Here is a 26,210-nt window from a genome sequence, read left to right on the forward strand (position 1 = left end):
GGGAAATAAAGCGTTATTTCCCTTCCGGAAATTGTGGAAAGCGGCTCAATTCCCTGCGGCGGCAGAGGAACCGGCGCCTGCTGGTGCGTTCATGGTGCGAGAACACGCCTCCGGAAATGCCGCATTTTGCGGGTTCCCGGGAATCTCCCGATAGAAGTTGGTGGTTGTCAACGTAGTCTGGATGGGATAAAAGTTTTCCCGTCAACAATTTTCCGGGTGCTTCCTTTTCCATGTTCAAGCGTCTTGTCCAACTATTTTTCCTGCTCGTGCTTGTTGCGGTGGCCGGGCTGGTGTGGTTTTCCTGGTATGCCTCCACCCCGCTGCTGGTTCCGGTGGGGGCGGCGGAAAGTTCCGCTTCCGGAGAGTCCATGATCATGGAGCCTGTGGAGACCGTTTCCGCCGATGGGACGGCGATTGCCGGCTATCTGGTGCGTCCCCGCCTGTCCGGCACTCTGACGCCGCGCCAGAACCGCGTGAGGGACGCCCTGAAACTGCGGGGCAACATGACGCATCTGGATGAAAAGCCGGAACTGGTGGTGATCTGCACTTCCTGGGATAATGGCGTGCAGGGGTCCCTTCCTCTGGCGGAAGGCCTGACCGGAGCCGGATATTCCTGCCTGGTCTGGAATCCCCGCGGCAGGGACAACGCACGGCAATATTGCACGTACGGATTGAAGGAATATGCGGATGTTACCGCCTTGCTTGACGCCGTGGCGGAGAAAACGGGAGGTTTGCCGCCTGTGGCCGCCGTGGGGCAGGGGTTCGGGGCGGCTGTGCTGTTGAAGGCCGCTTCCGAAGATCCCCGCATCCGCTGCATGGTGTCCATGGACTGCTTCCCCTCCCTGAAGACGGTGGCGATGCGGGAGATGGAGCAGGACTGGGGAAAAACCCTGTGCTATCCTGCTTTCTGGCTCATGGATGCCGGGGTGGCGTGGCGTGCTGATTTCAGCACGTTTGACGTGGCTCCGGTGGATTATGCCCTGAAGTTGGATTATCCGGCTATGGTCGTCTGTACCAACCAGTACTTTTTTTCCACTCTGGAAGATTCCCTGAGCATTTACGATTCCCTGAAGAACGACAAGAAGCAACTTTATGAATCCATCCGGGAAGGGGAGCCCTACGGAACGAAGGAACGGACCTTTCTCCATGTTATTGAAGGAAAGAAGGGGGAAAAATTTGAGAAAACGTATAAAGTCAACGTGTATGATGGGGATGACGAGCTGCAGGCTGGCATTGCGGAGTGGATTCATGACAATACCCGCATGCCCATGCCCAGGGTGCTGATGAATGAATCCTACCGTTTTCCCGTGACGGCTGCGGCGCCGTCCGGCAGATGAGCCGTGCTCCCCGTTTTGTTTCATGGTGCAGCATAGTGAATATCCCGTGAGTGAGTATCAGGACAACAGCGGAGAACTCCGCGAGAACCGCCGCAGGCGCAGCCGTTTCATTCTGCCTGCGCCGCGCCATTTGGCGGCTGTGGCCGTGGGAGGCGTTCTGGCGGCGCTGCTGGTGCATTATCTGGGGTTTGTCGTCCTGAGCTGGTTCGACCTGGGTATTCATGTCCACAAGACTGTCGCGGAGGAGCCGGCTTCAAAGCCGCTTCCTGAGAAAATCGTTCTGAAGGCGGACGACCGTCCGGCTCCGGACGTGACGGAAATTCCTGAAATGCCGGTGGTTGAGCAGATCAAGGAACTGCCCCCTCCGGAACTGCCCGATCTGGAGGACATGCTTCCGGAACAGGTGGTGATTGCACCGGGAGAAACCAGTTTTTCCGCTGATCCCGTTTCTCCCTCCCCTCCGGAATCTCTCTCCCCCCAAATGCCCCTGGTGGACATGAAATCCATTGCCCAGGGGCTTCCGGAGCTTTCCCCTCCGGAAGCGCTGAAGCCTTCCGCCAGTCCGGCGACCGTCAAGACGGCGGAGCCGGAGATGGTCAATCCGGATGAATGGTACAATAACAAGCTGAAGGGCGCAGGCGGCCAGGACGATTCCCATTTGCCGGACGGCAGCAAGTCCCTGGCCCAGCTGATGGCCCAGTCTAATCTGGGGAAGGACAGCGGGTACAGCAGGCTGGGGGCGGATCTCCTGTTTGAGTACAACAAGGCGGTGATGAAGAATTCCGCCCGTCTCAGCATGCTCCAGCTTGCGGGGCTGATGATGAAGAATCCGGACACGATTTTCATTGTGGAGGGGCATACGGACAGTTTCGGCTCCGAGGAATATAACGCCGTGCTTTCCCTCATGCGGGCGAACGCGGTGCGCCAGTGGCTGCTGGATAACGGCATTTCACTGACGCGGCCCAACGGGGAATGCAGATTGTACATCCGGGCTTGCGGGGCTTCCCGCCCGGTGGTGTCCACCAAGGGGGACCAGAATGCACAGGCTGCCAACCGGCGCGTGGAAATCCACATGCGCAAGCCGGGCGAGGAGATCCCCGCCGGCAGCCTTCCCGTCACCCATGCCGTGGACATGAATACACCCATCGCCCGCCAGGTGCGTGCAAGGATGGGGGCCAAGGCGAAGATTCCCGCCGCAGCGGAAGGCCGTCCCGCCGTTTCCTCTCCGCCCGCCCGTCCTGCTGCTCCTGCCGTGAAGCCTCCGGTAAGTTCCCCACCGCAGAAGGAACGGATTCCCGTGGCGGAGCCCGTGCCTGAAACCATCCCGTCCGCGGAACCGGTGGAGGAAGATATTCCCAATGCCGAACCGCTGGAAGATGACATTCCACTGGCGGAACCCGTGGTGAAAGCGTATGGCTCTGTGGGGATGAAGGGAGGACTGGCCTGACATGGAATTGATGCGTTTTCTTCCGGTCCGGGCACTTCCGCTGCCCGAAGAGTCCCGGTACCTTTTTTCGTTCGATTTTGACGATACCCTGTTCACCCTGGGCGGTCCTGCCGGGGAGCGCCGCAGTTTTTTCCGCCTCATGCGTGCGCTCCGGGCGCGCTATGGCGTGCTTTGGGGCATCAATACGGGGCGTGACCCGGTTTACCTGAGGGAGGGACTGATGGACATGTTTCAGGATGATCCGGAAGCGTTTGCCCCGGATTTTACCGTGACCATGGAACGCAACGTCCATCTGGCGGATGCGGAAGGCCGCCTGATGCCGGGTGTGTGCTGGAACGATGCATGTGCGGTTGCCCATGATTCCCTGTTCAGCCGGTATGGCCGTATACTGGAGGAGTTGATGGAGCATCTGGAAAAGCAGTTTTCCGGGCTGGAGCTCCAGAGGCAGCAGCATGACGCCTTTTCCCTGGTGGTGAACGATGCCCGGGGGCTGGATGCAGTCTCCGGAGTCATTCATGGGACGGTGGCCCCTTATGAGGAAATCGTCACTCAGAGGGCGGGGCCTTACCTGCGTTTCAGCCACCGGGATTACAACAAGGGAACGGCTCTGGCTTTTATAGCGTCCCGGTTCGGCATTCCCTATGCTCATACGGCCATTTTCGGTGACGGGCACAATGATCTGGACGCCATGAGGAATTTGCCGGAAGCGTTCCGGTGCTGCCCTTGCAATGCGGCGGAGGAAGTGAAGGCCATGACCGTTTCCGGTCATGGCTATATCAGTCCAAAAGCGCGGACTATGGGAGTTCTAGATGGCCTGGTGAGAGGGGTCCTGCCGCATTTCGGCATGCGGCAGGATGTCTTGAAGGCGGCGGAATGGAAACGGGGTGCGGATGAATCATTTTCCGAGTGAGCTTCCTTGCCGCGGATTGGAAGCGGCGCATTATATTGTGCAAGGGACGGGAAGAATCCTGTTGACAACGTCCTTTTCCCATGCAGGAATAATGTAAATCTTTATTTCTAATTCCATGCATGTTTCTTCGTTGGCCCGCAAGGCAGGCAGGGGCTCTGCCGTAGGATGGTTCCTGGTGCTGCTGTTGATTTGCGGCGTCGGAGCCGGGTATTATCTGTATCAGGACAATCAGGAAAAGAAAAGGGTGGCGCAGGAGTTGACTGCTGAACGCCAGGCAAAGGAAAAAGCCATGAAGGCCGCCGCTGAAAAACAGAGAAAGCAGCGGGAAAAGGAAATAAGGGAACGCCGGGAGAAGGAGCGGGAAGCCGCCGAACTGGCCAGGGAGGAAGCGAGGAAGAAGAAGGAGGCCCTGGAACAGGAGGCGGTGCAAAAGCTTCAGGAGCAGGCCAAGCGGGAGGAAGCGGAAAAGAGGAGAAGGGAAGAGCTGGAACGCCGTGAGCGGGAGGAACAGGAGCGCCAGCAGGAAGAACCCGCCGAGGAGGAAGAGCCGGAACCCGAGGGGCGCTTTCCGCAGCCTGTCAAGAATCCCATGCCGGATCTTTCCGTGTACGCCACCGTCTGCAAGGATGAAATACCGATGGATGCCGACAAGCCCCTGGAAACATGGTCATGGGACAAGGCTGAAAAATTGACAGGCATGGAGGAATTCCCTTCCGGAAGTACACCGTGGAAAAGAGGGACGGATGACAAGCGCATGGATGACTTGCTGGAAAGGTGCCGCTCCTGGAAGGACGACAAGCCTTCCACCCTGAAGGCCTGCCCGGCGGCAAAGGATTTTCCCGGAGCTCCGGAGGACGGCGCTCCGCTCGTGAGGCGCACGGTGGAGATAGATTCCAACATCACAGGATGGCACAGCACGGGTCTGTATGCCCCGCCGGGAGCGGAAATTTCATGTTCCCTGTCCGGGGCGCCCAAGGAGAGTTCTCTCGGAATCCGCATCGGGTGCCATACGGACAGCCTGCACAAGCTGGATGCCTGGAGAAGGGTTCCGGAAATAACGGTGCAGGTTCCGGCGGACCGGGGGCGCGTGAAGCTGGTGAATCCGATGGGCGGCCTGGTGTATGTGAATGTGGGCAAGCGTTCCAAGAGAGGCCGGACCTTCAAGGTGCAGATTTCCGGAGCTACTCCGGCGCCTCTCTTTATTCTGGGGGTGACTACTCCGGAACAATGGGCGGCGCAGTTGGAAAATTGCAAGGCCCCGTGGGGGGAAATCCGCATGCCGCGCCTGGTGATGACCATGCCGGTGGAGCAGTTGAAACGCTGCCCCGACGTTCAGAAGGTGGCGGAATTCCTGCAAAAAAACATGGCGCTCCAGGATTGGATCATGGGGTGGGATACCAAGCCGGACCGCCTTCATCATCCCATGCGCTTTGTCGTGGACAGACAGATTTCCGCAGGAGCCGGGCACTCCGGCTATCCCGCCATGGCGACGACCGACTGGACGAATTCGATCGCCAGCGGCGCCATCATCAATTCCGGAAGCTGGGGGCTTTGGCATGAACTGGGGCACAACCATCAGGCGCCTCCGTTCACGATGGAGGGGCAGACGGAAGTTTCCGTCAACATTTTTTCCATGCTCTGTGAAGTGATGGGGACGGGCAAGAATTACGAGTCCTGCTGGGGCGGGGGCATGGGGCCGTACGGCATGAGCTCCGAACTGAAGAAATATTTTACCGGAAGCCAGACTTACAAGGACGCGCCCAACAAGGTGCAGCTCTTCTTCTGGGTGGAGCTGATGTACCATCTGGGGTTTGACGCCTTCCGGCAGGTGGCCCTGCAATACCATGACAAGCCTTACGACAATGGCAAGTTAAGCGATGAAAAGAAATGGGAATGGGTGATGTCCGCCTTTTCCAAGGTGACGGGTAAGAACATGGGACCCTTCTTTGAAATCTGGCGCATACCCGTTTCCGAACACGCCAGGGCCAAAATGAAAAATCTGCCTGTCTGGCTGCCTTCCAGCGATTATCCCGCCTGTTATACGCGGGATGAATAGAAGAGGGGAAATTGCCTGGAAACGGGCTTCTCCCCGGTGTCATACTCGCGTCTGGACGGTTCCGGCGGCGCGGATTAGGATGCCGGGGTTGAATGAAATTGCTGAATGACTGGCTGGGCTTTTTCAAGCCCCTTCAGGTGAAGAACCTGCAAATTTTCTGGTCCGGGCAGGCATGTGCCCTGATCGGAATGTGGCTGCAGGTTACAGCCATGGGCATCCTGGTTTACAGCATTTCCGGCGGTTCCGCCACGGCGGTGGGTTTGCTGGCCGCCCTAAATGCGCTGCCCTTCTTTTTAGGGGGCATGCTGCTGGCCGGACTGGGCGACCGCTTTGACCGCCGCAAGCTGCTGATTGCCGTGCAATCCGTGCAATGGCTGGTGGCGGCGGTCCTGTTTCTTCTGACGTTTCTGGATGCCCTGCAATTGTGGCATTTGTATGCGGCGGGGCTGGTCATGGGCATCAACCAGACGGTGGGCTTTCCCACGCAGCAGGCGTTTGTGGGGGACCTGATCCCCCGGAAGCAGCTCCAGGAGGCGGTGGGGATGTATTCCCTGGTATTCAACACATGCAGGGCGGTGGGCCCGGCTTTGGCAGGCTATATCATTGCGGAATGGGGGGCGGCCACCGCTTTCGGCGGCAATGTCCTGGCCAGTCTTCCGCTGATCGGCTGCCTGGTTTCCCTGAAAGGCCATATTTCCGAAGCCGCCGCGCCGAAAAAGCAGCGCGGTTCCGGCAGAAAGGTTTCCGGTCTCAAGGCGGTATTGTCCACCCGCAGCCTGCTGTTCATCATGCTCAGCGCCCTGATCCAGAATATTTGCGGGCAGTCTCTCTACCAGATCGTTCCGGCCCTGATGCACGGAAATCCCCGCAATACCGGACTGATACTGGGAGCGGTGGGAGCTGGAGCCATGGTCAGCATCCTGCTGGTAATGCCCTTTGCGCGCAAAAGCGACAGGGTGGGGGCCAAGCTTTCTTCCGGAACCCTGTGGATGGGGAGCGCCCTTTGCGTGGCGGGCATCGTCAACGTGGTGGAGGTGCAGGCCCTGTGTTTCTTTTTTGCGGGCCTGGCTACCTCCACGCTGTTCGTTACCTCCTCTTCCGCCGTTCAGCTTCTGGCGCCTCCGGAAAGGAAATCCGCCATTCTGGGGCTTTTCAGCATCGTCACGATCGGAGTGCAGCCGTTGGCCGCCATGGGCTGGGGGGCCGTGGTGGATTCCCTGGGAGTCCAAGCGACGATCATCATGGCCGGAGGACTGGAAGCCCTGTTCTCCATCTGGATGCTCAGCGTGCCTTTCTGGCGCAATTTCAGGTTTACCCCGGATGACTGCCCGGAAGGAGCATGAAGGATTATGGGTTATCCCTTGTTATTGAAAAATGAATTGCCAACATTTTTTCGTTTTGTTAGATGTTGATAATGAAAGTTTGTTTCATGAAGTTCCTCGCTGCCGGAATAGCTTGCTGCGGACAGGTTTGGGCAGAGTTGCCGCTTCCAGAACCTGCGCCGCTACGGGGGCAGCAGGTTTGTTCCATTCCTACGGGGAAAGAGGAGGCGGAGGGGGCCACTTTTTCCCCTGATGGGAGCCGCCTGCTGGTTTGCGGGAAGGGCGTTCCTTCCTTGTGGGCCATTCCTTCGGGAAAGAAAGTTGCGGATCTGGCGCGTTCCCCTTTATGGGACGAGCCTTCCTTGTGGAACAGTTTTTCTTTTTCCGGAGATGGATCACGCATTCTGTCGGAAGCGGGCAGAGGACAGAACGGTTATTTTTATACGGTGTGGGATGCCGTGACGGGTACCCTTCTGGGAAAGACGCAGGGACTTTATAAAAGGCAAGCGGTTTCCCAGGATTTGCTGAGTCCGGACGGCTCCCTGTTTTTAGGGAGGGGAAGTGTAAAAGGCTGGACGGTACATGAGGTGACGGAGAAAGGCATCAGTTCGTCATTCCGTCCCGTATCGGAGAAGGGGAAGTTTCTCAAGTATTCTCCGGACGGAGGCAAGGCTGCGTTTTTTGACCAGGACGGGTATATAGCCGTGTGGGATTTGTTGCAGGGAAAAGAACTTTGGAAGAAGCCGGGAGGAAGAAAAGGCGCTTCCGTGGATGTCGTCCGGTTTAGTGAAGACAGTTCGGCAGTATTTGTAGCAGACCGGGAGGGAAAATGCGCGGAAATATATGATTTGAAGCATCATCGGATTTTGGAGAAAACCGGGGTGGCTGACCGGCAGACGACTTCTCTCTCGAGCCCCCTGTTCGGCATCGTCAAACCATTTTCCAGAATGTGCTTTGATCCCGAAAACAAGGTAATGCGGAAGGTGGATTTGCCCGTTTCCACCATGCGCAGCCAATTGAAAGAAGCTTCAGGAAAATTTGAAAATCCTTTTAAGGCGAAGAGGAGTGCGGACTTTGAATCAAATAATCCGCCGGATATTTTTTATGTGACCCGGGACGGGCGTTATGCCGTGATGGCGCAGTTTTCCGGATGCTCCATGTATAATTACGAACCGGCAGTGCTGATCTGGGATATTGGGAAAAAGAGGGCCTCCGGGGATGTCGTGTACTGGTTTCCCTTCATTTTATACATGGAGATTTCTCCGGGGGAAAAATATTTGCATTTCCATGGTGGAAACAGGGCGCCTGAAGGAGTTGTCTCTTTCGCCTCGGGGACGCCCATGAAAGCTCCGGGAAAAATCCTGGCTTTTTCCGCGGACGATTCCATGATCGCCTGGCTGGACGGCGAGAATGTGAGGGTTTGGAAAATATCCGGAAACGGAGAGTCTGGCAATTAATGCCCGGTTTCTTCCTCATGCTCGGAATAGCTGATGCCCAGCATGCAGATATCGTCCGCCTGGTTGGTGCAGCCCGTGAATTTGGCTACGCAGGTAAGGGCCTGATGCACGAAGTCCTTGGTGGTCTTGGCCGTGGAATTGTTGAAGTAATCAATCAGGCGTTCCACTCCCATTTCTTCGCCTTCAGCATTGGCGGCTTCCGTCAGGCCGTCCGTGTACATCAGGATGCGTGAACCCGGAAGGAGGGGAAACTGGGCGTTTTGGTAGGCGGCGTCATCCAGCAGGCCCATGGCGATGCCGCGGGGCAGGGGCATCTTGCGTGCGATTCCGTCCGGTCCCAGCACGATGGGATGCGGGTGGCCCGCCGTGGAGGCGGTCATGACGCCCGTTTCCAGGTCCAGGTAAATATAAACGGCGGAGGCGAACATGGTGGTGTTGGCCCTTTGCAGTATTTTGGAAAGCTGGTGGTTGAGGGAAGTGAGGAATGCGGCGGGATTGTCCGCCAAGTGGGAAAGCTGTTCCATCAGGCCCCGGAGCATGGAGGCGATCAGGGCGGCGCGGATGCCGTGCCCCATCACATCGCAGACAATGGCCCCTACGCCGGAGTCGCCTACGGGGAAGGCGTCGAACCAGTCGCCCGCCACCCCTTCGGAAGGGGTGAAGATGTGGTGGAAATCCGCCTTCCGGGTCACTCCGCGTTCCGTGCGGGAACGGGAGGGGAGCTCGTAGGGGAGCAGGGCGAACTGGATTTCACGGGCCAGGTCGATTTCCTTTTCCAGGGACTTGTTCCGTTCTTCCAGGATGCGGGCCGTTTCCCTCGCCTTGATCTCCGTCTTGACCAGTTTAGTGACGTCGCTGGAAATGCCCACGATTCCCTTGAGGTCCCCGTTGCGGCCATACCACGGGAATTTGCTGATCTGGCTCCAGGTATCGTCCCTGTGCAGCCATGTCTCATGATGGAGCCGGGCGCGGATGGGGCGGCCGGTCTTCATGATGTCCAGTTCCTCGTTCCGGGAAATGTCGGACATGGTCTTGTCAAAGAAATAGGCGTCCGTCCGTCCGGTCAGGTCCGCCGGAGTGGGGACGCCCAGCTTGTTGGCCGTGGCCGAGTTGGCCAGAACGAAGCGCGATTCCCGGTTCTTGAAATAAATGCTGTCCGGAATGTGTTCAATCAGAGTATGGAACAGGTCCCGGTCCTCCGCGGCGCGCAGTTCCGCCGTCTTGCGCCTGGTGATGTTGACCCAGACGCCTATGAGCATGACGGGACGGCGCTGCTTGTCCCGGCGCGCGATGCCGTTGACCCGGACCCAGCTCCAGCTTTTGGAGTTGAGCTTCTTCATCCGGATTTCGATGCGCATGGGCATGTGTGAATGCCCGTCTAGGTACCGGCGCACTTCCTGGGAGAAAAAGGCCTGGTCCTCCTCATGGATGGTGAGTTCCGGCTGGGTGAAAATATTGGGGGCCTTTTCCTTGCGGCTGGCCCCCATCATGGTCAGGCAGCGGTCCGTGTAGTGGATGACGCCCGTCTTGATATTCCAGATGTAGAATCCCTCTTCCGCCGCTGACAGGGCCATCTTGATCTTGTCCCAGGTGAACACCTTCTGGGCGGAATGTCTGTTGCGTGAGGGCGGCATATGCAGTTGCCGCTAATCTAACGACAAAACAGCCCCCTTGGCAAGAGACAAAATAAGGGAATCTTATCCCGGCCGGAAGGACGGCCCGGAAAAGGCATGCCGGGAGGTTTCCGGACGGCTTTCCTGAAATTTTCCGGGATCGTAAAACGTTGAACGTTGCGGAAAATGCTATTTCCGGTGTTCTTCCTCCTGGGACTGGAGGAATTGCAGTTCCTTTTTCAGAACACTGCCCACGCGGTGCTTGGCAAGGTACACCTGGGCGATGGTGACGCCAAGCTGCCTGCGGACCTTGGCCGCATCCCATTCCCTCAGCACGTAGTAGTCGAAAATCTGGAACTGCTTGGGGGACACCTTGGCCTTGACGCGTTCCAGCGCGGCCTGCAGAAGGTTGTTCTGCCATTCCCGCTCCCATACCTGGTCAAAGTTGTTCTTGCCTTCGTCCGGAATCTTGTCGATGGGGTGTTCCTGGGATTCGCCGGCGTCAGGATTCATCAGCATGGCCGTGTCCTTTTTCCGTTTGCGGAACTGGTCGTTGATGCGCCAGCGGGTCATGTTCCAGAGCCATAGCTTGAAAGAGCCCTGTTCCGGGTTGTAGATGTTCTTCTTGCTCTGCTTGGCGATGGAAAGAATGGTCTCCTGCACCACGTCCCAGGCTTCGTCCTCCCTTAATCCGGCCTTCAGCGCCACGGAGTAAATAAGCCGCCAGTATGTACGGTAAAATTCATCCCAGGTACGCTGGTCTTCCCAATTTTCCAGACGGGCAATCAGGCTTTTCCTGGTATGCTCCGCATACTGGGAAAGCGTATTCTCGTCAGGCTGGGACTCGTTCTTGGGTTGCAATGGGGGCACATTCATGTTTTATCATGAATTACGGATGAAAGTGAAGTGAAAGCCGAGTAATGGGAGCGGAATTTTCACGGCGGTGTTATTCATTCACTACGCTTTTGCGGTAAAAATTCTTTCAGGGAAACGGATATGGTCAGGAAAACGTCCAAAAGCAGGGGATCTTCGGTAATCGCGGCCCTGATTGTGCTGTGCGCCCTGATAGGCTACGGCCTGTCGGAATGGAAACTGCTTCCGGACACGATGGAGGCCGTACCCGCGTCCCGGCAGGCGGCGGAGGAGGGAATGGCGCCGGAAAAGATCACCCTTCCGGAGAAGGGGGAGCCCGTCAGGATGCTGACCATGAATACGGGCAACTATTTTGTGCCGGAAGACCCGCGAAGAAGCAATTTTCAAGTGAAGTACAAGCCCGTGGAGGCACGGGAGGCCATAGCGGAGCTCGTCAGGCAATCCGGTGCTGAAATCGTGGGCCTGTCCGAGATGGGCGGGGAAGCCGCCGTGCGCGACCTGCAAATGCGATTGAAAAGAAAGGGCGTGCAGCTGCCGCACAAGGTACTGGTCATGCGGGACGGTGAAGACCGTGGACTGGCCCTGTTGTCGAAGTACCCCATTGTCAGCAACCGTTCCGTGACGGATGTGCCCGTACCGGGAGAACCCAAACGGCGTAAAACGATGCTCCGCGGCATTCTGGACGCCACCGTAAAAATGCCGGATTCCCGCCAGTTCCGCCTGATAGGCGTTCATTTGAAATCCCGGCTGAGCCGCGACGGCTCCGCGGAGGAAACCCGAAGAAGGGAAGCTTATGCCCTGCGCGACTACCTGAACGGCGTCATGGCCTCCCAGGACGGCATGCCCCTGCTGTTATACGGGGACTTCAATGACGGCCCCGCGGACAGTTCCGTGCAGGTCATCCAGGGACCGGCGAAAACGGATTCCCGCCTGAACCGTCTAAAACCCCGGGATTCCCGAGGAGAAACGTGGACCATCTATTACGAAGACGGCGACACCTACCATTCCTTTGACCATATCTTCATCAACAATACCCTGAAAAAACGACTTGGCCGCAAGCCCCCCATGGGCGTCCTCGACACTCCCCCCTCCCGCCAGGCCAGCGACCACCGCGGCATATGGGTGGAGCTGCGGTGATGGTGTTAAACCGGGATGGTCCCGGATGGCTCCGGGATTTCCTTTTTGCTCCCCGGCAGCGGGATTGAACATCAATGAAGCCTTGTTGAACAGGCGTTGCGGAGATAAAATATTCCGAATTTCCTTTTCACATCCTTTTTACATGGTGGCAGGGATGGGCGGGGGGGCGCGTATCCGTTGCTTTGGTATCTGTTTTTCTCCAGAATGCCTTGATGGAGAGAGTCGGGCGGTTTGTTGCTTCAGATGCCCGATGTTTGCCTCCGCGGGAATGGTTACGGATACCGCCGGAGTTTTATTTGAACAGATATGTATTCGAGGTTCCCGATGCTCAAAAAATGATTGCCGTGATCGTTTGAAATGGGTAGCATGCCAAAAATCGTTGTTCAATCCTGCATGACCTGTATGAGAAATTTTTCCGCACATTCCAGAGCTGCACATTTTCGTTTTTCCGCAGGGGTCAAAGGGTTTACCCTGGTGGAATTGATCGTCGTCATTACCATCATGGTTGCCATGATGGCTCTTGCCGCCAGCATGCTGAGAGGCGGCGGCCGGGCGCAGGGACTCCAGTCCGCCGTTGAAATGGTGGACGGCATGGTGCAGGAGGCCCGGCTGGATGCCATGGGCAAGGGAACCTGGAGCCGCCTGATTATTGTCAGCACCCCCGACGACGCGAGCCGGAACATGCGCACCCTGGGCGTGATGTCCAAGAATACGCGCACAGGCAAGTGGCACCTTGTCAACCGCCTGCAGACGCTTCCCGCCGGATTTTATATCAGCCCCACCTACAGCACCCTGCTGGAAGGTTCGGGCAAGTCCAGGGCCAAAAGCACGTACAAGAGCTTTTCCAGCCGGGACGGGCAGGATACCGTCAATCTGCCCGGCAACGGCCTGACTGATATTTATTTCATTGAGTTTGACGAGGAGGGCCGCATGTCCCAGCCGAATGCTCCCACCCGCCTGGTAGTGGTTTCCGGCTCTGCCGGGGACGGCAAGGAGGAACGCCCCTCTCCCATGACGGACGGCAAGCCGGGGTTGGCCGGCGGCATCGTGATTTATCCCAAAGGCAATATAAGCCGCCTGAGGACGGATGAGCAGGTGATTCCCCAATAATTTTACAGGATTTTACTACCATGTTGACCAATCGTATGAAACAGGTTCGTTCCAAAGGGTTTACCCTGACAGAGGTGGTGCTTGCCATCGGCGTGGTCGGGGTGCTGATCGTGGTGTTTATGGCTATGTTCATCCCGGCCAGGAGAACGGTCCAGGCCGCCCTGACCATTCGTGAGGCGGACCGCATCGTCCATGCCCTGACGGCGGAGCTTGGAGAGCTCCGCAATTCGGAACGGGCGGCGGGCAATGCAAAGAAGTCTTCCCCCGGCAGGTATGTTTCCGCCTTTGACAAGGCTTTTTACTGGATGCAGTTTACGGCAAAGCCCGCCACCACTATTCTGGTGTACAATTACCGGGCGGATTTGTCCAAGCCCGTGCGCAAGGACGGCACGCCCCAGCCCTGGCTGGAGGACGGCGGCAGCATTCCCGGCAAGAATTCCGCCGTGGTTACGGGCGTATGCCTGGCGAACAACAAGGACCGCTGGAATGATTTCAAGGCCCTGGTAGGGCCCGTGTTCGCGGTGCGCATGACCCAGCTTGTGGTGGAGCGCATGGATTCCAACGCCTACGGCTACAAGCTGGCTCCCAAGTATGCCGTGATTTCCAACCCCTACAACCGCGGCCGGATCATTACGGACCCGTCCCAGTACGTGTACACGGCGGAGAAGGGGGGCGGCGGCCTGAATCTGCCCTGGGGGGCGGAAGTGCTGTACCAGGCGGAATTTTTCCAATTGCTGAATACGGACCCGGAACGTCTGCAGAACACGACATGGGAGAATCTGAAGACGCCCGTGTTCACGCGCAATCTTGCCTTCCGCCGTTAACCGCATCATCGAGATACTGAAAGAATCATGAAGACATTTGCCAAAATCAAATCCGGCGCGTTTACTCTGATTGAGCTGCTGGCGGCCATGACGATCACGACGATTCTTGTGCTTGTGATCGTGGCGCTGACGTCCCGCGGGGTGGATATCTGGAGATGGGTGCTTCAGGACGTGCGGACGACGACCCTCGCCCGTACGGCGATGGATACCATGACCAAGGATTTTGAGAGCATGCAGTTCCGCCCTGGAAACCCCTTTGAATGGATGCTCGTGCAGAGGGACAGCGATCTAGCCGGCCGCGGCGCCCGGACCGCCTCTTCCTCCCAGGCCAGGGGGCGCAGGCCTTCCACCGGGGAGTCCCGCGTCAATATGATGACCATGGGGCCGGAAGGCGCCAAGATTACGAATGCCTCCCAGTTGATTTTCTTTACCACGCCCACGGACCGCAATCCGGCCAAGTCCAGCATGGACATGAGGAACGACCGCATCATCGGCGACGTGAATTGCGTAGGTTACAAGCTGCTTTACCGCGACCAGATTCTGGACCGGGACGCCACGTCCGAGTCGGACGGGTTCCCCGTCTATGCCCTGTACCGCAATCTGGTCAATGCGGAGGATACCGTGCGGGAGCTTCTGGGCAAGGAGGACCTCTGGGCCGCCTATTCCCGCTTCCAGCAGGATGAAACCATTCCCGCCAATTTCCTGGTGGAGAATGTGGTGGAAATGACCCTCATTTTTGAGGTAGATTACCAGAAGAAGATCGGGAGTTCCGGCAGCAACAAGTCCGACAAGGATGCGACGCAGAGGGCATCCGTTCTGGTCCCCGTTATGACGACAGGCGCCAACCGCCTGGGGTCCTGTTCCCAGATGGACGTATACGGCAACCGGCTGGACGTGATCGGCAGCGGCATGGATATTGACGATTTAAAGTCGGGCCGCGTTACCGGAGTGACCATTTCCATGACGGTGGTGACGGATGAAGGCATGGCCCTGGTGGACCAGATACGCAAGGGGCGTCCCGCTCCCTCTCCGGAAGAGTTTTTCGAACGTTACACTCGATCTTTCACGCAGCGCGTTTCCCTTCCGCTGAGCCATTAGGCCCAAGTCCGGAACAGCAGGCGGACGCCTGTTTTCACGGTGTCCCGCCTTTTCCGGAGCGGCATTCCCTACCTTGTTGTTAACCCTGTTTCCGATCTATGCCGGGATTTGCAGATGTTGTGGGTAATTTGCCTCCGCTGCCGGAGCTGATTCTTTGGCGCGATCCCGTGGCCAGAAGCGCCGCGGAAGCCATGGCCGTGGATGAGGCCCTGCTGGAATGGGGGAAATTTCCCGTTCTGCGGATATACCGGTGGGGAGAACCTGCCGTGACGTTCGGCTATTTTGACGAGGAGAGCACAGCCAGGCGGATTTTCCCCGGAGAGGAATTGCATTTTGTCCGCCGCTGGACAGGCGGGGGCATTGTGGATCATCGGCAGGATATTCCCTTTACCCTGGCCATGCACCGCAGAGACGGGAAGGGGCGCCCTTCAAGCGCCACCTTGTACCGGTGGATTCATGGGGCGCTGGCCCGCGTGCTGAAGGATTGCGGCGTGGAGTGCGTGATGCTGGCCGGGGATGCGCCCGATGGCGGCCGCGCCTGTTTTTCCAGCCCTGTCACCAGCGACCTGATACTGCCTTCCGGAGAAAAACTGGCGGGCGGGGGCCAGAGACGGGTGCGTGACGGCGTTCTTCACCAGGGCAGCATTCAGAATTGCATTTTGCCTGACGGCTGGGATGTGATGCTTGCCTCCCGCCTGGCGGATACGCATGTGCTGCGTGCGGATTCCTTTCTTTTTCCCGGCATGGCCGCCCGCGTAGCGGAACTGCTCTCATCCAAGTATTCCACTGAAGAGTGGAGAAACGGCGTCCGTCACGGCCGTTCTGCGCATTCCTGATTAAATTCCATTGAATTGCAACCCCATGAGTTATTTACCTGATCCGGAACGTTATGCCGGTACCGCCTACCGCCGCTGCGGACGGTCCGGATTGCTGCTCCCCCCCGTATCGCTGGGACTGTGGCACAATTTCGGCGCAGAGTCCGATTATGAGAACGCGCGCCGTCTTGTTCACAGCGCTTTTGATTCCGGCATTACCTATTTTGACTTGGCGAATAATTACGGGCCACCGCCCGGTTACGCGGAAGAGTGCTTCGGGCGCATTTTCATGCAGGATTTGTCCCGTTACCGCGACGAATTGGTGATTGCCACCAAGGCGGGGCATTTGATGTGGGAGGGGCCGTACGGGGACTGGGGCTCCCGCAAGCACATGCTTGCCAGCCTGAATCAGTCCCTTTCCCGGATGAAGCTGGATTATGTGGATATTTTTTATGCGCACCGGCATGATCCGGAAACTCCGCTGGAAGAGACGGCGGGGGCTCTCGTCACGGCGGTCCAGTCCGGAAAGGCCCTGTATGCCGGCATTTCCAAATTCCCGGCGGAACAGACCAGGCAGATCTGCGCCATGCTCCGGGAAGCCCGCGTGCCATGCCTGGTGCACCAGCTCCGGTACAATATGTTCAACCGGGAGCCGGAGACAGGAGTTTTCGCCGCTATCCGCGAGGAAGGGCTCGGCTGCGTGGCATTTTCCCCTCTGGCGCAGGGGATGCTGACGGACCGTTACCTGGATGGCATTCCCGCGGATTCCCGGGCAGCAGGGGCTTCCGTCTTCCTGACGGGAGAGCGCGTGCAGCAGCATGGGGACAGAATCCGCCGCCTGGCTGCCCTGGCGCGGGATCGCGGCCAGAGCCTGGCGCAGATGGCCCTGGCCTGGGTGTTGAGGAATTCGGTCGTGACCACCGCCCTCATTGGAGCCAGCCGTTCCGCCCAGATCAGGGATTGCCTGGGTTCGTTGAAGAATACGCAGTTTTCTCCAGAGGAACTGGCTGTCATTGACAGCACGGCTGATTGACGGATGGGATGTCTCCGCCCGCGGCTTTTAGCTTTGCCTGCCGGGGGAGGTCAACAGAATGCTTCAGGGGGGCGGAATTTCCCCGGAAAACGCTTGGCAGAAGTACCCTCATGTCCAATGCGGCACGGCTTTTTGCCACATCAAGGGGCGGTAGCGGCGGGGATGCGCTACGTCCGGTTGCGCGTCCTGGAAGCAGAAGCGGCGGGAGATTGGAAAAGCAGCCTTCACATAGGCAAACCGCACTTTGGATTAATCCTTGCAGAACTTGCTTCTTCCTTGTTCACGCCCGGTTTCGCATCTGTCCTGGTCTTTCTGCAGGAAGGCGAATTTTCCGTCCCGGACAGCGGTTTTTTCTTGGAGTAAAGCCGGGGGAGTGCTATTTTCCTACCACTTTAATTTAAAGTGTACTGACAATGATAACCATCCAGGATTTATTTTGGCTCATCCCATCGGCTTCCGTGCTGGCCCTCGTTTTCGCGGGCGTGTTTTTTTACCGCATGAAGGCCCAGGATGAGGGGAACGAGGTCATGAGAATGATCGCCAAGCATGTTCGCAGCGGTGCGATGGCCTATCTACGGCAGCAATACAAGATTGTTGCCATTTTTTTCGTGCTGATCACGGTCGTTTTCGCCTTTCTGGCCTACTGCCTGCACATTCAGAATCCCTGGGTGCCTTTCGCATTTATTTCCGGCGGCTTTTTCTCCGGCCTTGCCGGGTATATCGGCATGAAGACGGCCACGTACGCTTCCGGCCGCGTGGCGAACGCCTGCCGCCATTCCCTGGATGCCGGCCTCCAGATCGCCTTCCGTTCCGGCGCCGTTCTCGGCCTGACCGTGGTGGGCCTCGCCATGCTGGACATCGGCGCCTGGTACTGGATTCTGGACTGGTTTTATGAGGACATGGAGCTTTCCACCCGCCTGGTGGTGATCACCACGACGATGCTGACCTTTGGCATGGGCGCCTCCCTCCAGGCCCTGTTCGCCCGCGTGGGCGGCGGTATTTTCACGAAGGCTGCGGACGTAGGCGCGGACCTGGTGGGCAAGGTGGAAGCGGGCATTCCTGAAGACGATCCCCGCAACCCCGCCACCATCGCGGATAACGTGGGCGACAACGTGGGCGATGTGGCCGGCATGGGCGCGGACCTTTACGAGTCCTACTGCGGTTCCATCCTGGCTTCCGCCGCCCTGGGCGCGGCGGCCTACATAGCCGTGCCGGACATGGCGATCAAGGCCGTTCTCACCCCCATGCTGATTGCCGCCCTCGGCACCATCCTTTCACTCCTGGGCGTGTATGCGGTGCGTGTGAAGCGCGGCGCTTCCCAGACGGAACTGATGGCCGCCCTGAACCGCGGCATCAACCTCAGCTCCTTCCTGATCGCCATTGCCTCCGCCTTCCTGCTCCAGCTCATCGGGTTGGACAACTGGGCCGGCATCTGGGGCGCGATCGTGACCGGCCTGGCGGTGGGCATCATCATCGGAAAGAGCACGGAGCATTACACCTCCCATGATTCCTATCCCTGCCGCAAGATAGCCCACAGCGCGAAGACCGGCCCCGCCACCGTCATCATTTCCGGCATCGGCATCGGCATGATTTCCACCTGCATTCCCGTGATTACGATCGTGGTGGGCACCGTCCTGGCCTACGGCATGGCCTCCGGGGACTGGCATTTTACCGGGGCCGAGATGAGCAAGGGCCTGTACGGCATCGGCATCGCCGCCGTGGGGATGCTTTCCACGCTGGGCCTGACGCTGGCGACGGACGCCTACGGTCCCATTTCCGATAACGCCGGGGGCAATGCGGAAATGAGCAAGCTGGACCCGGAAGTACGCCGCCGCACGGACGCCCTGGACGCCCTGGGCAACACGACGGCCGCCACGGGCAAGGGCTTTGCCATCGGCTCCGCCGCCTTGACCGCCCTGGCCCTGCTGGCTTCTTATATTGAAGAGCTGAAGATTTCCATCCTGCACTGGAGCGAGGCCACCGGAAATACCATGTACAAGATTAATGACGCCGTGAGCGTGGAGGTGTCCAAAATCACCACTTGCACCCTGTCCGAGTTCATGGGCTATTTCCAGGTGACCCTGATGAACCCGAAGGTGCTCATGGGCCTGTTCGTGGGCGCCATGATGTCCTTCCTGTTCTGCGGCCTGACCATGAACGCCGTGGGCCGCGCCGCTGAAAAGATGGTGAAGGAAGTGCGCCGCCAGTTCAAGGAAATCAAGGGCATCCTGACCGGGGAGGCGGAACCGGATTACGTGCGCTGCGTGGAGATTTCCACGGCGGGCGCCCAGCATGAGATGATCTGGCCGTCCGTGCTGGCGGTGATTACTCCCATTTGCATGGGGCTGGTGTTCGGCGTTCCCGGCGTGTTCGGCCTGCTGGCCGGCGGGCTGGCCTCCGGCTTCGTTCTGGCCGTGTTCATGGCGAATTCCGGCGGCGCGTGGGACAACGCCAAGAAGTACATTGAGCAGGGCCATGTGGGCGGCAAGGGCTCGGAAAGCCACAAGGCCGCCGTCATCGGCGACACGGTGGGCGACCCCTTCAAGGATACGTCCGGCCCCTCTCTGAATATCCTGATCAAGCTGATGAGCATGGTGGCCATTGTCACCGCCGGCGTCAACATCGCCGTTACCCTGTTCTAAGCCGGGTGCTTGCTGCATCATGATAACGGGAGTGCCGGGTAACCGCCGGCGCTCCCGTTTTTTATATGGGGGAAGTATCTGCAGTTCAGGGAAGAACGCTGTTTTTTTCTTGATTCGGTTTTCCTGCGGTTTAAAAGGGGAGTCATGAGAACTACCCTGCTTTTATTGCTGACGGCATGCCTTGCTTCCGCCTCTCCGGGAGAGGAAACGCTGAAATCACTTCTTCAGGAACGGGAACAAATCCTGGTCAGGATAGATGAGTTGATGAAGGATCGCTACAAGTCCGGATTGTGCCATTGGACGGAGACTGTTCTCTCCAGATTGCAGCTTCTGGAGTTCCGTCGCGACCATGCCGCTTCCCTCAAGGAGGGAATAGCCTTCCAAAAGGAAATTGTGGCTCTCCGTGAAGAGGAATACCGTGTGTTTCAGAAGTCACTGGAGGCGGATCCTTCCCTCCGGCTGGAGGCATACCGCTCACAGGAGGCAGGGCTTGCCGCCAAATGCCGCCTTTTGGAAATGGAAAGCCGTGCGGGGGGAGAGAAACAGTAGCCGGTGCATCCGGGGCGGAAACAGGCGTTCGGAGCCTGTGAAGATTCCGGCGGCCGGTTCTTCCGTTTTTTGACGTTCTCTTTTTCGCACTCTGTGGAAAGGGCTCTCTTTCATCGGCTGGCAAGAAGGGGGGGCTGGATTTTTTTCTGCCATTGACGAAAAGTTTTTTTGACAAGGGCGGGGGAGAGGAGTAATAAACGCGCAGATGCCATTCAGCACAGTACAGCCCTTTTTTAGCAATACCCGTTATTACGGCAACGGGTATTGGTGGCGCGTACCCATGTCCGGACGGGGGAATCCCGATGTGCAGTAGTGGCGTCCAGCTATGATAATTTTCTAGAACTGCTTTGATTCCTCCGAGAGTCAAAGCAGTTTTTTTATTTTCAACTTACACAATGATCCATCCATGCAACCACCATCCATCATCACCCTCCAACAACACAGCCGGCGCCTGAGCGCCGACCTGGAGACGCCCATCAGCCTGTTCCTGAGCCTCACCCGGGACCAAACCCCCGGTCTTCTGCTGGAAAGCGCGGAGGTGGACGGCAAGTGGGGCCGCTACAGCGTCATCGCCTGTGATTACCTGATGACCGTTTCCTGTGCGGACGCCCGGCTTTCCCTGACCGTCAGCGACGACCGGCTGGCCTCCTTGAAGGAGCTGGACGGCATGCCTTATCTGGACGGGCTGCGCGCCCTGATGCAGCGGCTGGAACTGGTGGGCGACGACAAGCGGCAGGCCCCCATCACGCGGGCCCTGTACGGCTACTTCGGGTATGAAACGGCCGCTCTTTTCCAGCCCAAGCTGGCGCAGACCATTCCTCCCTCTTCCGCGGAGTCCTGCCTGGTGCTGGCCGGCACCGTGATCGTGTTTGACCACCTGTACAACCGCCTTACCCAGATCAGCCTGGGCGAACACCGCGACCTTGCCCACGCTCCCCTGCATGAAACGGAAGAGCCCTCCATCGGGGAGGTCGCGCGCACGCCGGACCAGGCGGGCTACATGAAGGGCGTAGAGCATATCAAGGAGCTGCTGCACGACGGGGAGGCCATTCAGGTGGTGCTTTCCTCCCAGGCCTCCGCGGAGTTCCACGGGGACGCCTTCACGCTGTACCGCCGCATGCGCAGCATCAACCCTTCCCCGTACATGTTTTTCATGAGCCTGCCGGGCGTTACCCTGTTCGGTTCCTCCCCGGAACTGATGGTGCGCTGCACGGACGGCAAGCTCCAGCTTTCCCCCATTGCCGGAACGCGCAAGCGCGGCAGGGACGACGAGGAAGACGCCGCCCTGGCCGCCGACCTGCTCAAGGACCCCAAGGAGTGTTCCGAACACGTGATGCTGGTGGACCTGGGCCGCAACGACCTGGGGCGCGTCGCCAAACCCGGCTCCGTGAAGCTGGAAAGGCTGATGGAGATTGAACGTTTTTCCCACGTGATGCACATGACTTCCCGCGTGACCGCCCAGGTGAACGACGGACTGGACGCCATCGACATTCTCGGCGCGGCCTTCCCCGCCGGAACGGTGAGCGGCGCACCCAAGGTGCGCGCCATGGAAATCCTGGCGGAGGAGGAACCCCTGCCGCGCGGCCCGTATGCCGGGTGCATCGGCTGGCTGGGGCTGGACAAGAATGGCGTGCATATGGATTCCGGCATCACCATCCGCAGCATGTGGGTGAAGAATGGCCGCATCCACTGGCAGGCGGGCGCCGGCATCGTGTATGATTCCGATCCGGCCGCCGAATGGCAGGAGTGCATGAATAAAGGCAAGATTATTGACGTGATTTTGAAAGGAGAAGACCATGTTTCTGTTCATTGATAATTACGATTCCTTTTCGTGGAATCTGGTGCAGGCGTTTTATTCCCTGGGCCGCAAGCCCGTGGTGTATGCGAACGACGATCCGCGCATTCTGGACCTGGCAGCCAGCCCGGAACTGGAAGCCGTGTGCATTTCCCCCGGCCCCAGCCATCCGCGCAATGCCGGGCTGTGCCTGGAGTTCCTGAAGCGCCTTCCCGCCGCCGTTCCCGTGCTGGGCGTATGCCTGGGCCACCAGCTTCTGGGTTATTTTGCCGGGGCGGAGGTTTCCCGCGCTCCGTACGTGATGCACGGAAAGAGTTCGGACATTATCCACGACGGCGCCGGGCTGTTCACAGGACTTCCCAATCCCATGACCGTGGGCCGCTACCATTCCCTGGTGGTCCAGTCCAAGGAGGATGAACCGAATCCCCGGTTCACCGTCACTTCCCGCGGTCCGGAAGGGGAGGTTATGGCGCTGCGCTACAACGACCGCCCGTGGGTGGGCATCCAGTTCCATCCGGAGTCCATCCTGACGCCGGACGGTCTCCAGCTTCTGGGCAATTTTCCGGACAATGTCGTTCCCGCCGGTCAGAAGGAGAAGCGGATCAACCGCATTCTGGATACGCTGGCCGCCGGGCAGGACCTGACGGCGGACATGGCCGCCGCCGGTTTTGCGGATATCATGGACGGACGCATGACGCCGGCCCAGGCGGGCTGCTTCCTGATGGGCCTGCGCATGAAGGGGGAAACCCCGCTGGAAATGGCCCACGCCGTGGGCATTGCCCTGGGCCGCGCCAACCGCGTGGAAGGGCTGGAAGGCGACTGCATTGACGTAGTCGGCACGGGCGGCGACGGCCGCAGCTCCTTCAATTGCTCCACCGCCACGTCCCTGACGCTGGCGGGCATGGGCTACAAGGTGGTGAAGCACGGCAACCGCGCGGTGTCCTCCTCCTGCGGGTCCGCGGATGCTCTGGAAGGGCTGGGATTTCCGCTGGACGTGGCTCCGGAGGACGTGCAGCACCTGCTGGACGAACGCAATTTCGCTTTCCTGTTCGCGCCGAATTTTCATCCCGCCTTCCGCAACGTGGGGTCCATCCGCAGGGAACTGGGCATCCGCACCCTGTTCAACCTGCTGGGACCCCTGATCAATCCGGCGCGCCCCACCCACATTCTGCTGGGAGTGGCCCGTCCGGAACTGGTGGAACTGCTGGCGGAAACCCTCAGCCAGTCCCATATCCGCAGGGCGGCCGTGGTGTACGGCGCCGGAGGGTATGACGAGGTGACGCCGCTGGGGCCCACCAAGATGATGATCGTGCACAACGGGAAGCTGACGCCCATGACGCTGGACCCCGCCGATTACGGCATCCAGCCCTGTGATCCCGGGGAGCTGGCCGTCCATTCCAAGGCGGAGGCGGTGGCCGTGCTGAAGGATATTCTGGCGGGCAGGGGGCCCCGCGCCATGATGGACATGGTGATTCTGAATGTGGGCGTGGCCATGTTCCTGCTGGAGGACCACATGGACCTGGCCGTCTGCATGGCGAAGGCCCGTGAGGCCGTGTGCGCCGGCGTAGGAAGGAGAACGCTCCATGTTGCTTGACCGGTTCAGGGAAGCCAAGGCGGAGGAAATCGCCCTGCTCACGGACCTGGCGTCCCGCCGGGAACTGCCGCGCCCCTGGAAGGGGCGCAGGCCGGATTTCCTGAAGGCGATTGCGGAGACGCCTGACGGGCAGCCCGTGGCCGTGATTGCGGAATTCAAGCAGGCGTCTCCGTCGCGCGGCGTCATTGCCCAGGGATTGAAGCCGGAAGATGTGGCGGAACAGTATGCCGCCGCCGGGGCCTCCTGCATTTCCGTGCTGACGGAGGAACGGTTTTTTGGCGGCCGCATCGGGTATCTGGAACGCATGCACCGCACCGGGGTTCCCATGCTCCGCAAGGATTTCATTTTCCACCAGCTTCAGGTGATGGAGACGGCTTCCACCCCGGCTTCCGCCCTGCTGCTTATCGTGCGCCTGACGCCGGATGCACGGGAACTCCGTGTTTTGCGGGAACAGGCGGAAGCCTACGGCATGCAGGCCGTGGTGGAGATTTTTGACGAGGAGGACCTGGCGCTTGCCCGGGAATCCGGCGCGCGCATCATCCAGGTGAACGCCCGTGACCTGGATACGCTGGAAACGGACAGACAGGCCTGCCTGGACCTGGGGAAGCTCCGCCGCGGCGGGGAAGTATGGATAGCCGCCAGCGCCATGAGCGCCGGGGAGCATCTCAGGGAAGCCGCGGAAGCGGGCTTCCAGGCCGTATTGATGGGCACAGCCCTGATGGACGGCGGAAAGCCGGGTGAAAAACTGGCTGCAATTTTAGAAGAAACAAGATGAAGAAACATTCATTCGCAATCAAGGTGTGCGGGATTACCCGCCAGAGTGACCTGTCAACCGCCATGGGAATGGGGGCCCACTTCTGCGGGTTCGTGTTCCATCCCAAAAGCCCGCGCTATATTGCGCCGGAACGCGCCGCCGCGCTGGATTCCGCGCTGATCCGCCGCGTGGGCGTGTTCGTGAACCAGGATGCGGAGCAGATCATGGACATCATGAAGACGGCCCGGCTGGAATTCGCCCAGCTCCACGGCAACCAGTCCCTGGATTGCGCGCGCCGGATCGGCGCGGGAAAAGTCATCCGGGTTCTGTGGCCGGACAGTTACGATTCCCTGGACGCCATGCAAAGGGAGATGGATCTCTGGGCGGACAGCTGTTCCTGGTTCCTGCTGGATGCCGGCAGGCAGGGCGGCGGCCACGGAACCGCGCTGGATTGGAAGGCGCTGGCTTCCCTGCAGGCCCCCCGCCCCTGGTTCCTGGCCGGCGGCCTTTCCTCCGCTTCCCTGAACAGGGCGCTGGAACAGTGCACCCCGAACGGCATTGACCTGAATTCCGGCGTGGAGGCCATTCCCGGCCAGAAAAGCCCGCAAAAGCTGCTGGCGGCGCTCAAGCCCCTCATTTCCTACACACCTTACCACATCGCATGAATAACAAAGAAGGATACTTCGGCAATTTCGGCGGCCGTTTCGTTCCGGAGGCATTGCGCCCCCCCCTGATGGAACTGGAACAGGCCATGGACACCATCATGCAGTCCCCGGCGTACCGGGATGCATTGCAGGATCTGCTGGTCAACTACGCGGGCAGGGAAACGCCCCTGACGTTCTGCCCCCACCTCTCGGAGAAACTTGGCTTCCGCCTGTGGCTGAAGCGTGAGGACCTGCTGCATACGGGCGCCCACAAGATCAACAATGCCCTGGGCCAGGCCCTCCTTGCCCGGATGATGGGGAAGACGCGCCTCATCGCGGAGACCGGGGCGGGCCAGCACGGCGTGGCTACGGCCACGGCGGCGGCGCGCCTGAAGATGGATTGCACCGTCTTCATGGGGGCGGAGGATGTGGAGCGCCAGTCCATGAATGTGATGCGCATGAAGCTGCTGGGTGCGGAGGTAGTTCCCGTGGACAGCGGTTCCCGCACGCTGAAGGACGCCATTAACGCGGCCCTGCGTTACTGGATTTCCCATCAGGCGGATACTCTGTACTGTTTTGGTACGGCGGCAGGCCCCCATCCGTTCCCCACACTGGTCAGGCAGCTCCAGTCCGTCATCGGCCGGGAGGCGCGCGCGCAAATGCTGGAGCGCACCGGAAGGCTGCCGGACGTGGTAGTGGCGTGCGTGGGAGGCGGCTCCAACGCCATCGGAATGCTCCACCCCTTTGTGGAGGATGAGGATGTGCGCCTCGTAGGCGTGGAGGCCGGCGGCACGGGCGAGCCCGGCTGCTACAATTCCGCCCCCATCAACCTGGGGAGCCCCGGCGTGCTGCACGGCCATGTGACCATGCTTTTGCAGGACGGGGACGGCCAGATACAGCCTTCCCATTCCATTTCCGCCGGCCTGGATTATCCCGGCGTGGGGCCGGAGCATTCCCATCTGGCGGAAATCGGCCGCGTGCATTACGGCATGGTTTGCGACGCTTCCGCCCTGAATGCCTTCCAGGCGCTTACGAGGGGGGAAGGCATCATTCCGGCGCTGGAATCCTCCCATGCCGTGGCGTGGGTGCTGGACCACGCGGAAGAACTGCCCAAAGGGGGCGACGTGCTGGTCAATCTCTCCGGCCGCGGAGACAAGGACCTGGGAATCGTTAAAAAATATCTGAACATTTAATTGCCGC

The 26,210-nt window shown here is 59.3% G+C and carries 21 protein-coding genes; 19 read left to right on the forward strand and 2 right to left on the reverse strand.

The features are described from left to right. Nucleotides 1-230: 230 nt before the first annotated feature. From V3C19_RS03595 to V3C19_RS03620, 6 genes are all read left to right on the forward strand, one after another. Nucleotides 231-1,337: an alpha/beta hydrolase gene (locus tag V3C19_RS03595; RefSeq protein ID WP_295933769.1), complete on the forward strand. Its 1,107-nt coding sequence runs from the start codon at nt 231-233 to the stop codon at nt 1,335-1,337. 46 nt (nt 1,338-1,383) lie between these two features. Further along, nucleotides 1,384-2,784, forward strand: a complete 1,401-nt coding sequence (locus tag V3C19_RS03600; protein ID WP_295933772.1) for an OmpA family protein — start codon at nt 1,384-1,386, stop codon at nt 2,782-2,784. A gap of 1 nt (nt 2,785) precedes the next feature. Further along, nucleotides 2,786-3,694, forward strand: a complete 909-nt coding sequence (locus tag V3C19_RS03605) for an HAD hydrolase family protein (protein ID WP_295933776.1) — start codon at nt 2,786-2,788, stop codon at nt 3,692-3,694. Between the two features lie 115 nt (nt 3,695-3,809). After that, entirely contained in the window at nt 3,810-5,750 is a 1,941-nt protein-coding gene (locus V3C19_RS03610) for a M60 family metallopeptidase (protein ID WP_295933779.1), read from the forward strand. Between the two features lie 92 nt (nt 5,751-5,842). Continuing rightward, complete coding sequence (locus V3C19_RS03615) at nt 5,843-7,093, forward strand: MFS transporter (RefSeq protein ID WP_295933783.1); 1,251 nt, start codon at nt 5,843-5,845, stop codon at nt 7,091-7,093. A gap of 86 nt (nt 7,094-7,179) precedes the next feature. Continuing rightward, nucleotides 7,180-8,529 (forward strand): WD40 repeat domain-containing protein, encoded by a 1,350-nt coding sequence (locus V3C19_RS03620; protein ID WP_295933786.1) that lies wholly within the window; start codon nt 7,180-7,182, stop codon nt 8,527-8,529. Here the strand turns inward: V3C19_RS03620 and V3C19_RS03625 are convergent. Beyond that, a complete protein-coding gene (locus tag V3C19_RS03625; protein ID WP_215437770.1) occupies nt 8,526-10,163 on the reverse strand; it encodes a SpoIIE family protein phosphatase in 1,638 nt (545 codons plus the stop codon). The genes V3C19_RS03620 and V3C19_RS03625 overlap by 4 nt on opposite strands. Nucleotides 10,164-10,331: 168 nt before the next feature. Continuing rightward, nucleotides 10,332-11,018, reverse strand: coding sequence for a sigma-70 family RNA polymerase sigma factor (locus tag V3C19_RS03630; RefSeq protein WP_067571446.1), 687 nt, complete (start codon nt 11,016-11,018; stop codon nt 10,332-10,334). A gap of 120 nt (nt 11,019-11,138) precedes the next feature. On the opposite strand from V3C19_RS03630, the gene V3C19_RS03635 reads away from it, so the two are divergent. The 13 genes from V3C19_RS03635 to trpB all read left to right on the forward strand — a co-directional run bounded on the left by V3C19_RS03635 (nt 11,139) and on the right by trpB (nt 26,203). Beyond that, a complete protein-coding gene (locus V3C19_RS03635; protein WP_295873989.1) occupies nt 11,139-12,152 on the forward strand; it encodes an endonuclease/exonuclease/phosphatase family protein in 1,014 nt (337 codons plus the stop codon). 393 nt (nt 12,153-12,545) lie between these two features. Then, nucleotides 12,546-13,262, forward strand: a complete 717-nt coding sequence (locus tag V3C19_RS03640) for a prepilin-type N-terminal cleavage/methylation domain-containing protein (protein WP_161981195.1) — start codon at nt 12,546-12,548, stop codon at nt 13,260-13,262. Nucleotides 13,263-13,282: 20 nt separating this feature from the next. Then, nucleotides 13,283-14,086 carry a prepilin-type N-terminal cleavage/methylation domain-containing protein gene (locus V3C19_RS03645; protein ID WP_130082961.1) on the forward strand — a complete coding sequence of 268 codons (804 nt, stop codon included), beginning with the start codon at nt 13,283-13,285 and terminating at the stop codon, nt 14,084-14,086. 27 nt (nt 14,087-14,113) lie between these two features. Then, entirely contained in the window at nt 14,114-15,184 is a 1,071-nt protein-coding gene (locus V3C19_RS03650; protein ID WP_130082960.1) for a prepilin-type N-terminal cleavage/methylation domain-containing protein, read from the forward strand. Between the two features lie 119 nt (nt 15,185-15,303). Next, nucleotides 15,304-16,020 (forward strand): hypothetical protein, encoded by a 717-nt coding sequence (locus V3C19_RS03655; RefSeq protein WP_161981194.1) that lies wholly within the window; start codon nt 15,304-15,306, stop codon nt 16,018-16,020. Nucleotides 16,021-16,045: 25 nt separating this feature from the next. Continuing rightward, nucleotides 16,046-17,032 (forward strand): aldo/keto reductase, encoded by a 987-nt coding sequence (locus V3C19_RS03660; RefSeq protein ID WP_130082958.1) that lies wholly within the window; start codon nt 16,046-16,048, stop codon nt 17,030-17,032. Between the two features lie 413 nt (nt 17,033-17,445). Next, complete coding sequence (locus V3C19_RS03665; RefSeq protein WP_149876186.1) at nt 17,446-19,674, forward strand: sodium-translocating pyrophosphatase; 2,229 nt, start codon at nt 17,446-17,448, stop codon at nt 19,672-19,674. Between the two features lie 144 nt (nt 19,675-19,818). Further along, the gene (locus tag V3C19_RS03670) at nt 19,819-20,223 is read left to right on the forward strand and encodes a hypothetical protein (RefSeq protein WP_130082956.1); all 405 of its coding nucleotides are present in this window, start codon (nt 19,819-19,821) and stop codon (nt 20,221-20,223) included. 406 nt (nt 20,224-20,629) lie between these two features. Beyond that, entirely contained in the window at nt 20,630-22,036 is a 1,407-nt protein-coding gene (locus V3C19_RS03675; RefSeq protein ID WP_295873981.1) for an anthranilate synthase component I family protein, read from the forward strand. Continuing rightward, on the forward strand, nt 22,020-23,612 hold the full coding sequence (gene trpD / locus V3C19_RS03680; protein WP_130082955.1) for an anthranilate phosphoribosyltransferase: 1,593 nt from the start codon (nt 22,020-22,022) through the stop codon (nt 23,610-23,612). The genes V3C19_RS03675 and trpD overlap by 17 nt, the downstream gene beginning before the upstream one ends. Next, nucleotides 23,602-24,387, forward strand: a complete 786-nt coding sequence (locus tag V3C19_RS03685; protein ID WP_295873975.1) for an indole-3-glycerol-phosphate synthase — start codon at nt 23,602-23,604, stop codon at nt 24,385-24,387. The genes trpD and V3C19_RS03685 overlap by 11 nt, the downstream gene beginning before the upstream one ends. Further along, nucleotides 24,384-25,031: a phosphoribosylanthranilate isomerase gene (locus V3C19_RS03690; RefSeq protein WP_130082953.1), complete on the forward strand. Its 648-nt coding sequence runs from the start codon at nt 24,384-24,386 to the stop codon at nt 25,029-25,031. Before V3C19_RS03685 ends, V3C19_RS03690 begins: the two co-directional genes overlap by 4 nt. Beyond that, the gene (trpB, locus tag V3C19_RS03695) at nt 25,028-26,203 is read left to right on the forward strand and encodes a tryptophan synthase subunit beta (RefSeq protein WP_130082952.1); all 1,176 of its coding nucleotides are present in this window, start codon (nt 25,028-25,030) and stop codon (nt 26,201-26,203) included. Before V3C19_RS03690 ends, trpB begins: the two co-directional genes overlap by 4 nt. Nucleotides 26,204-26,210: the final 7 nt, after the last annotated feature.

The sequence above is a fragment of the Akkermansia sp. AE01SA01 genome, assembly GCF_036417395.1.
Lineage (GTDB): Bacteria > Verrucomicrobiota > Verrucomicrobiia > Verrucomicrobiales > Akkermansiaceae > Akkermansia.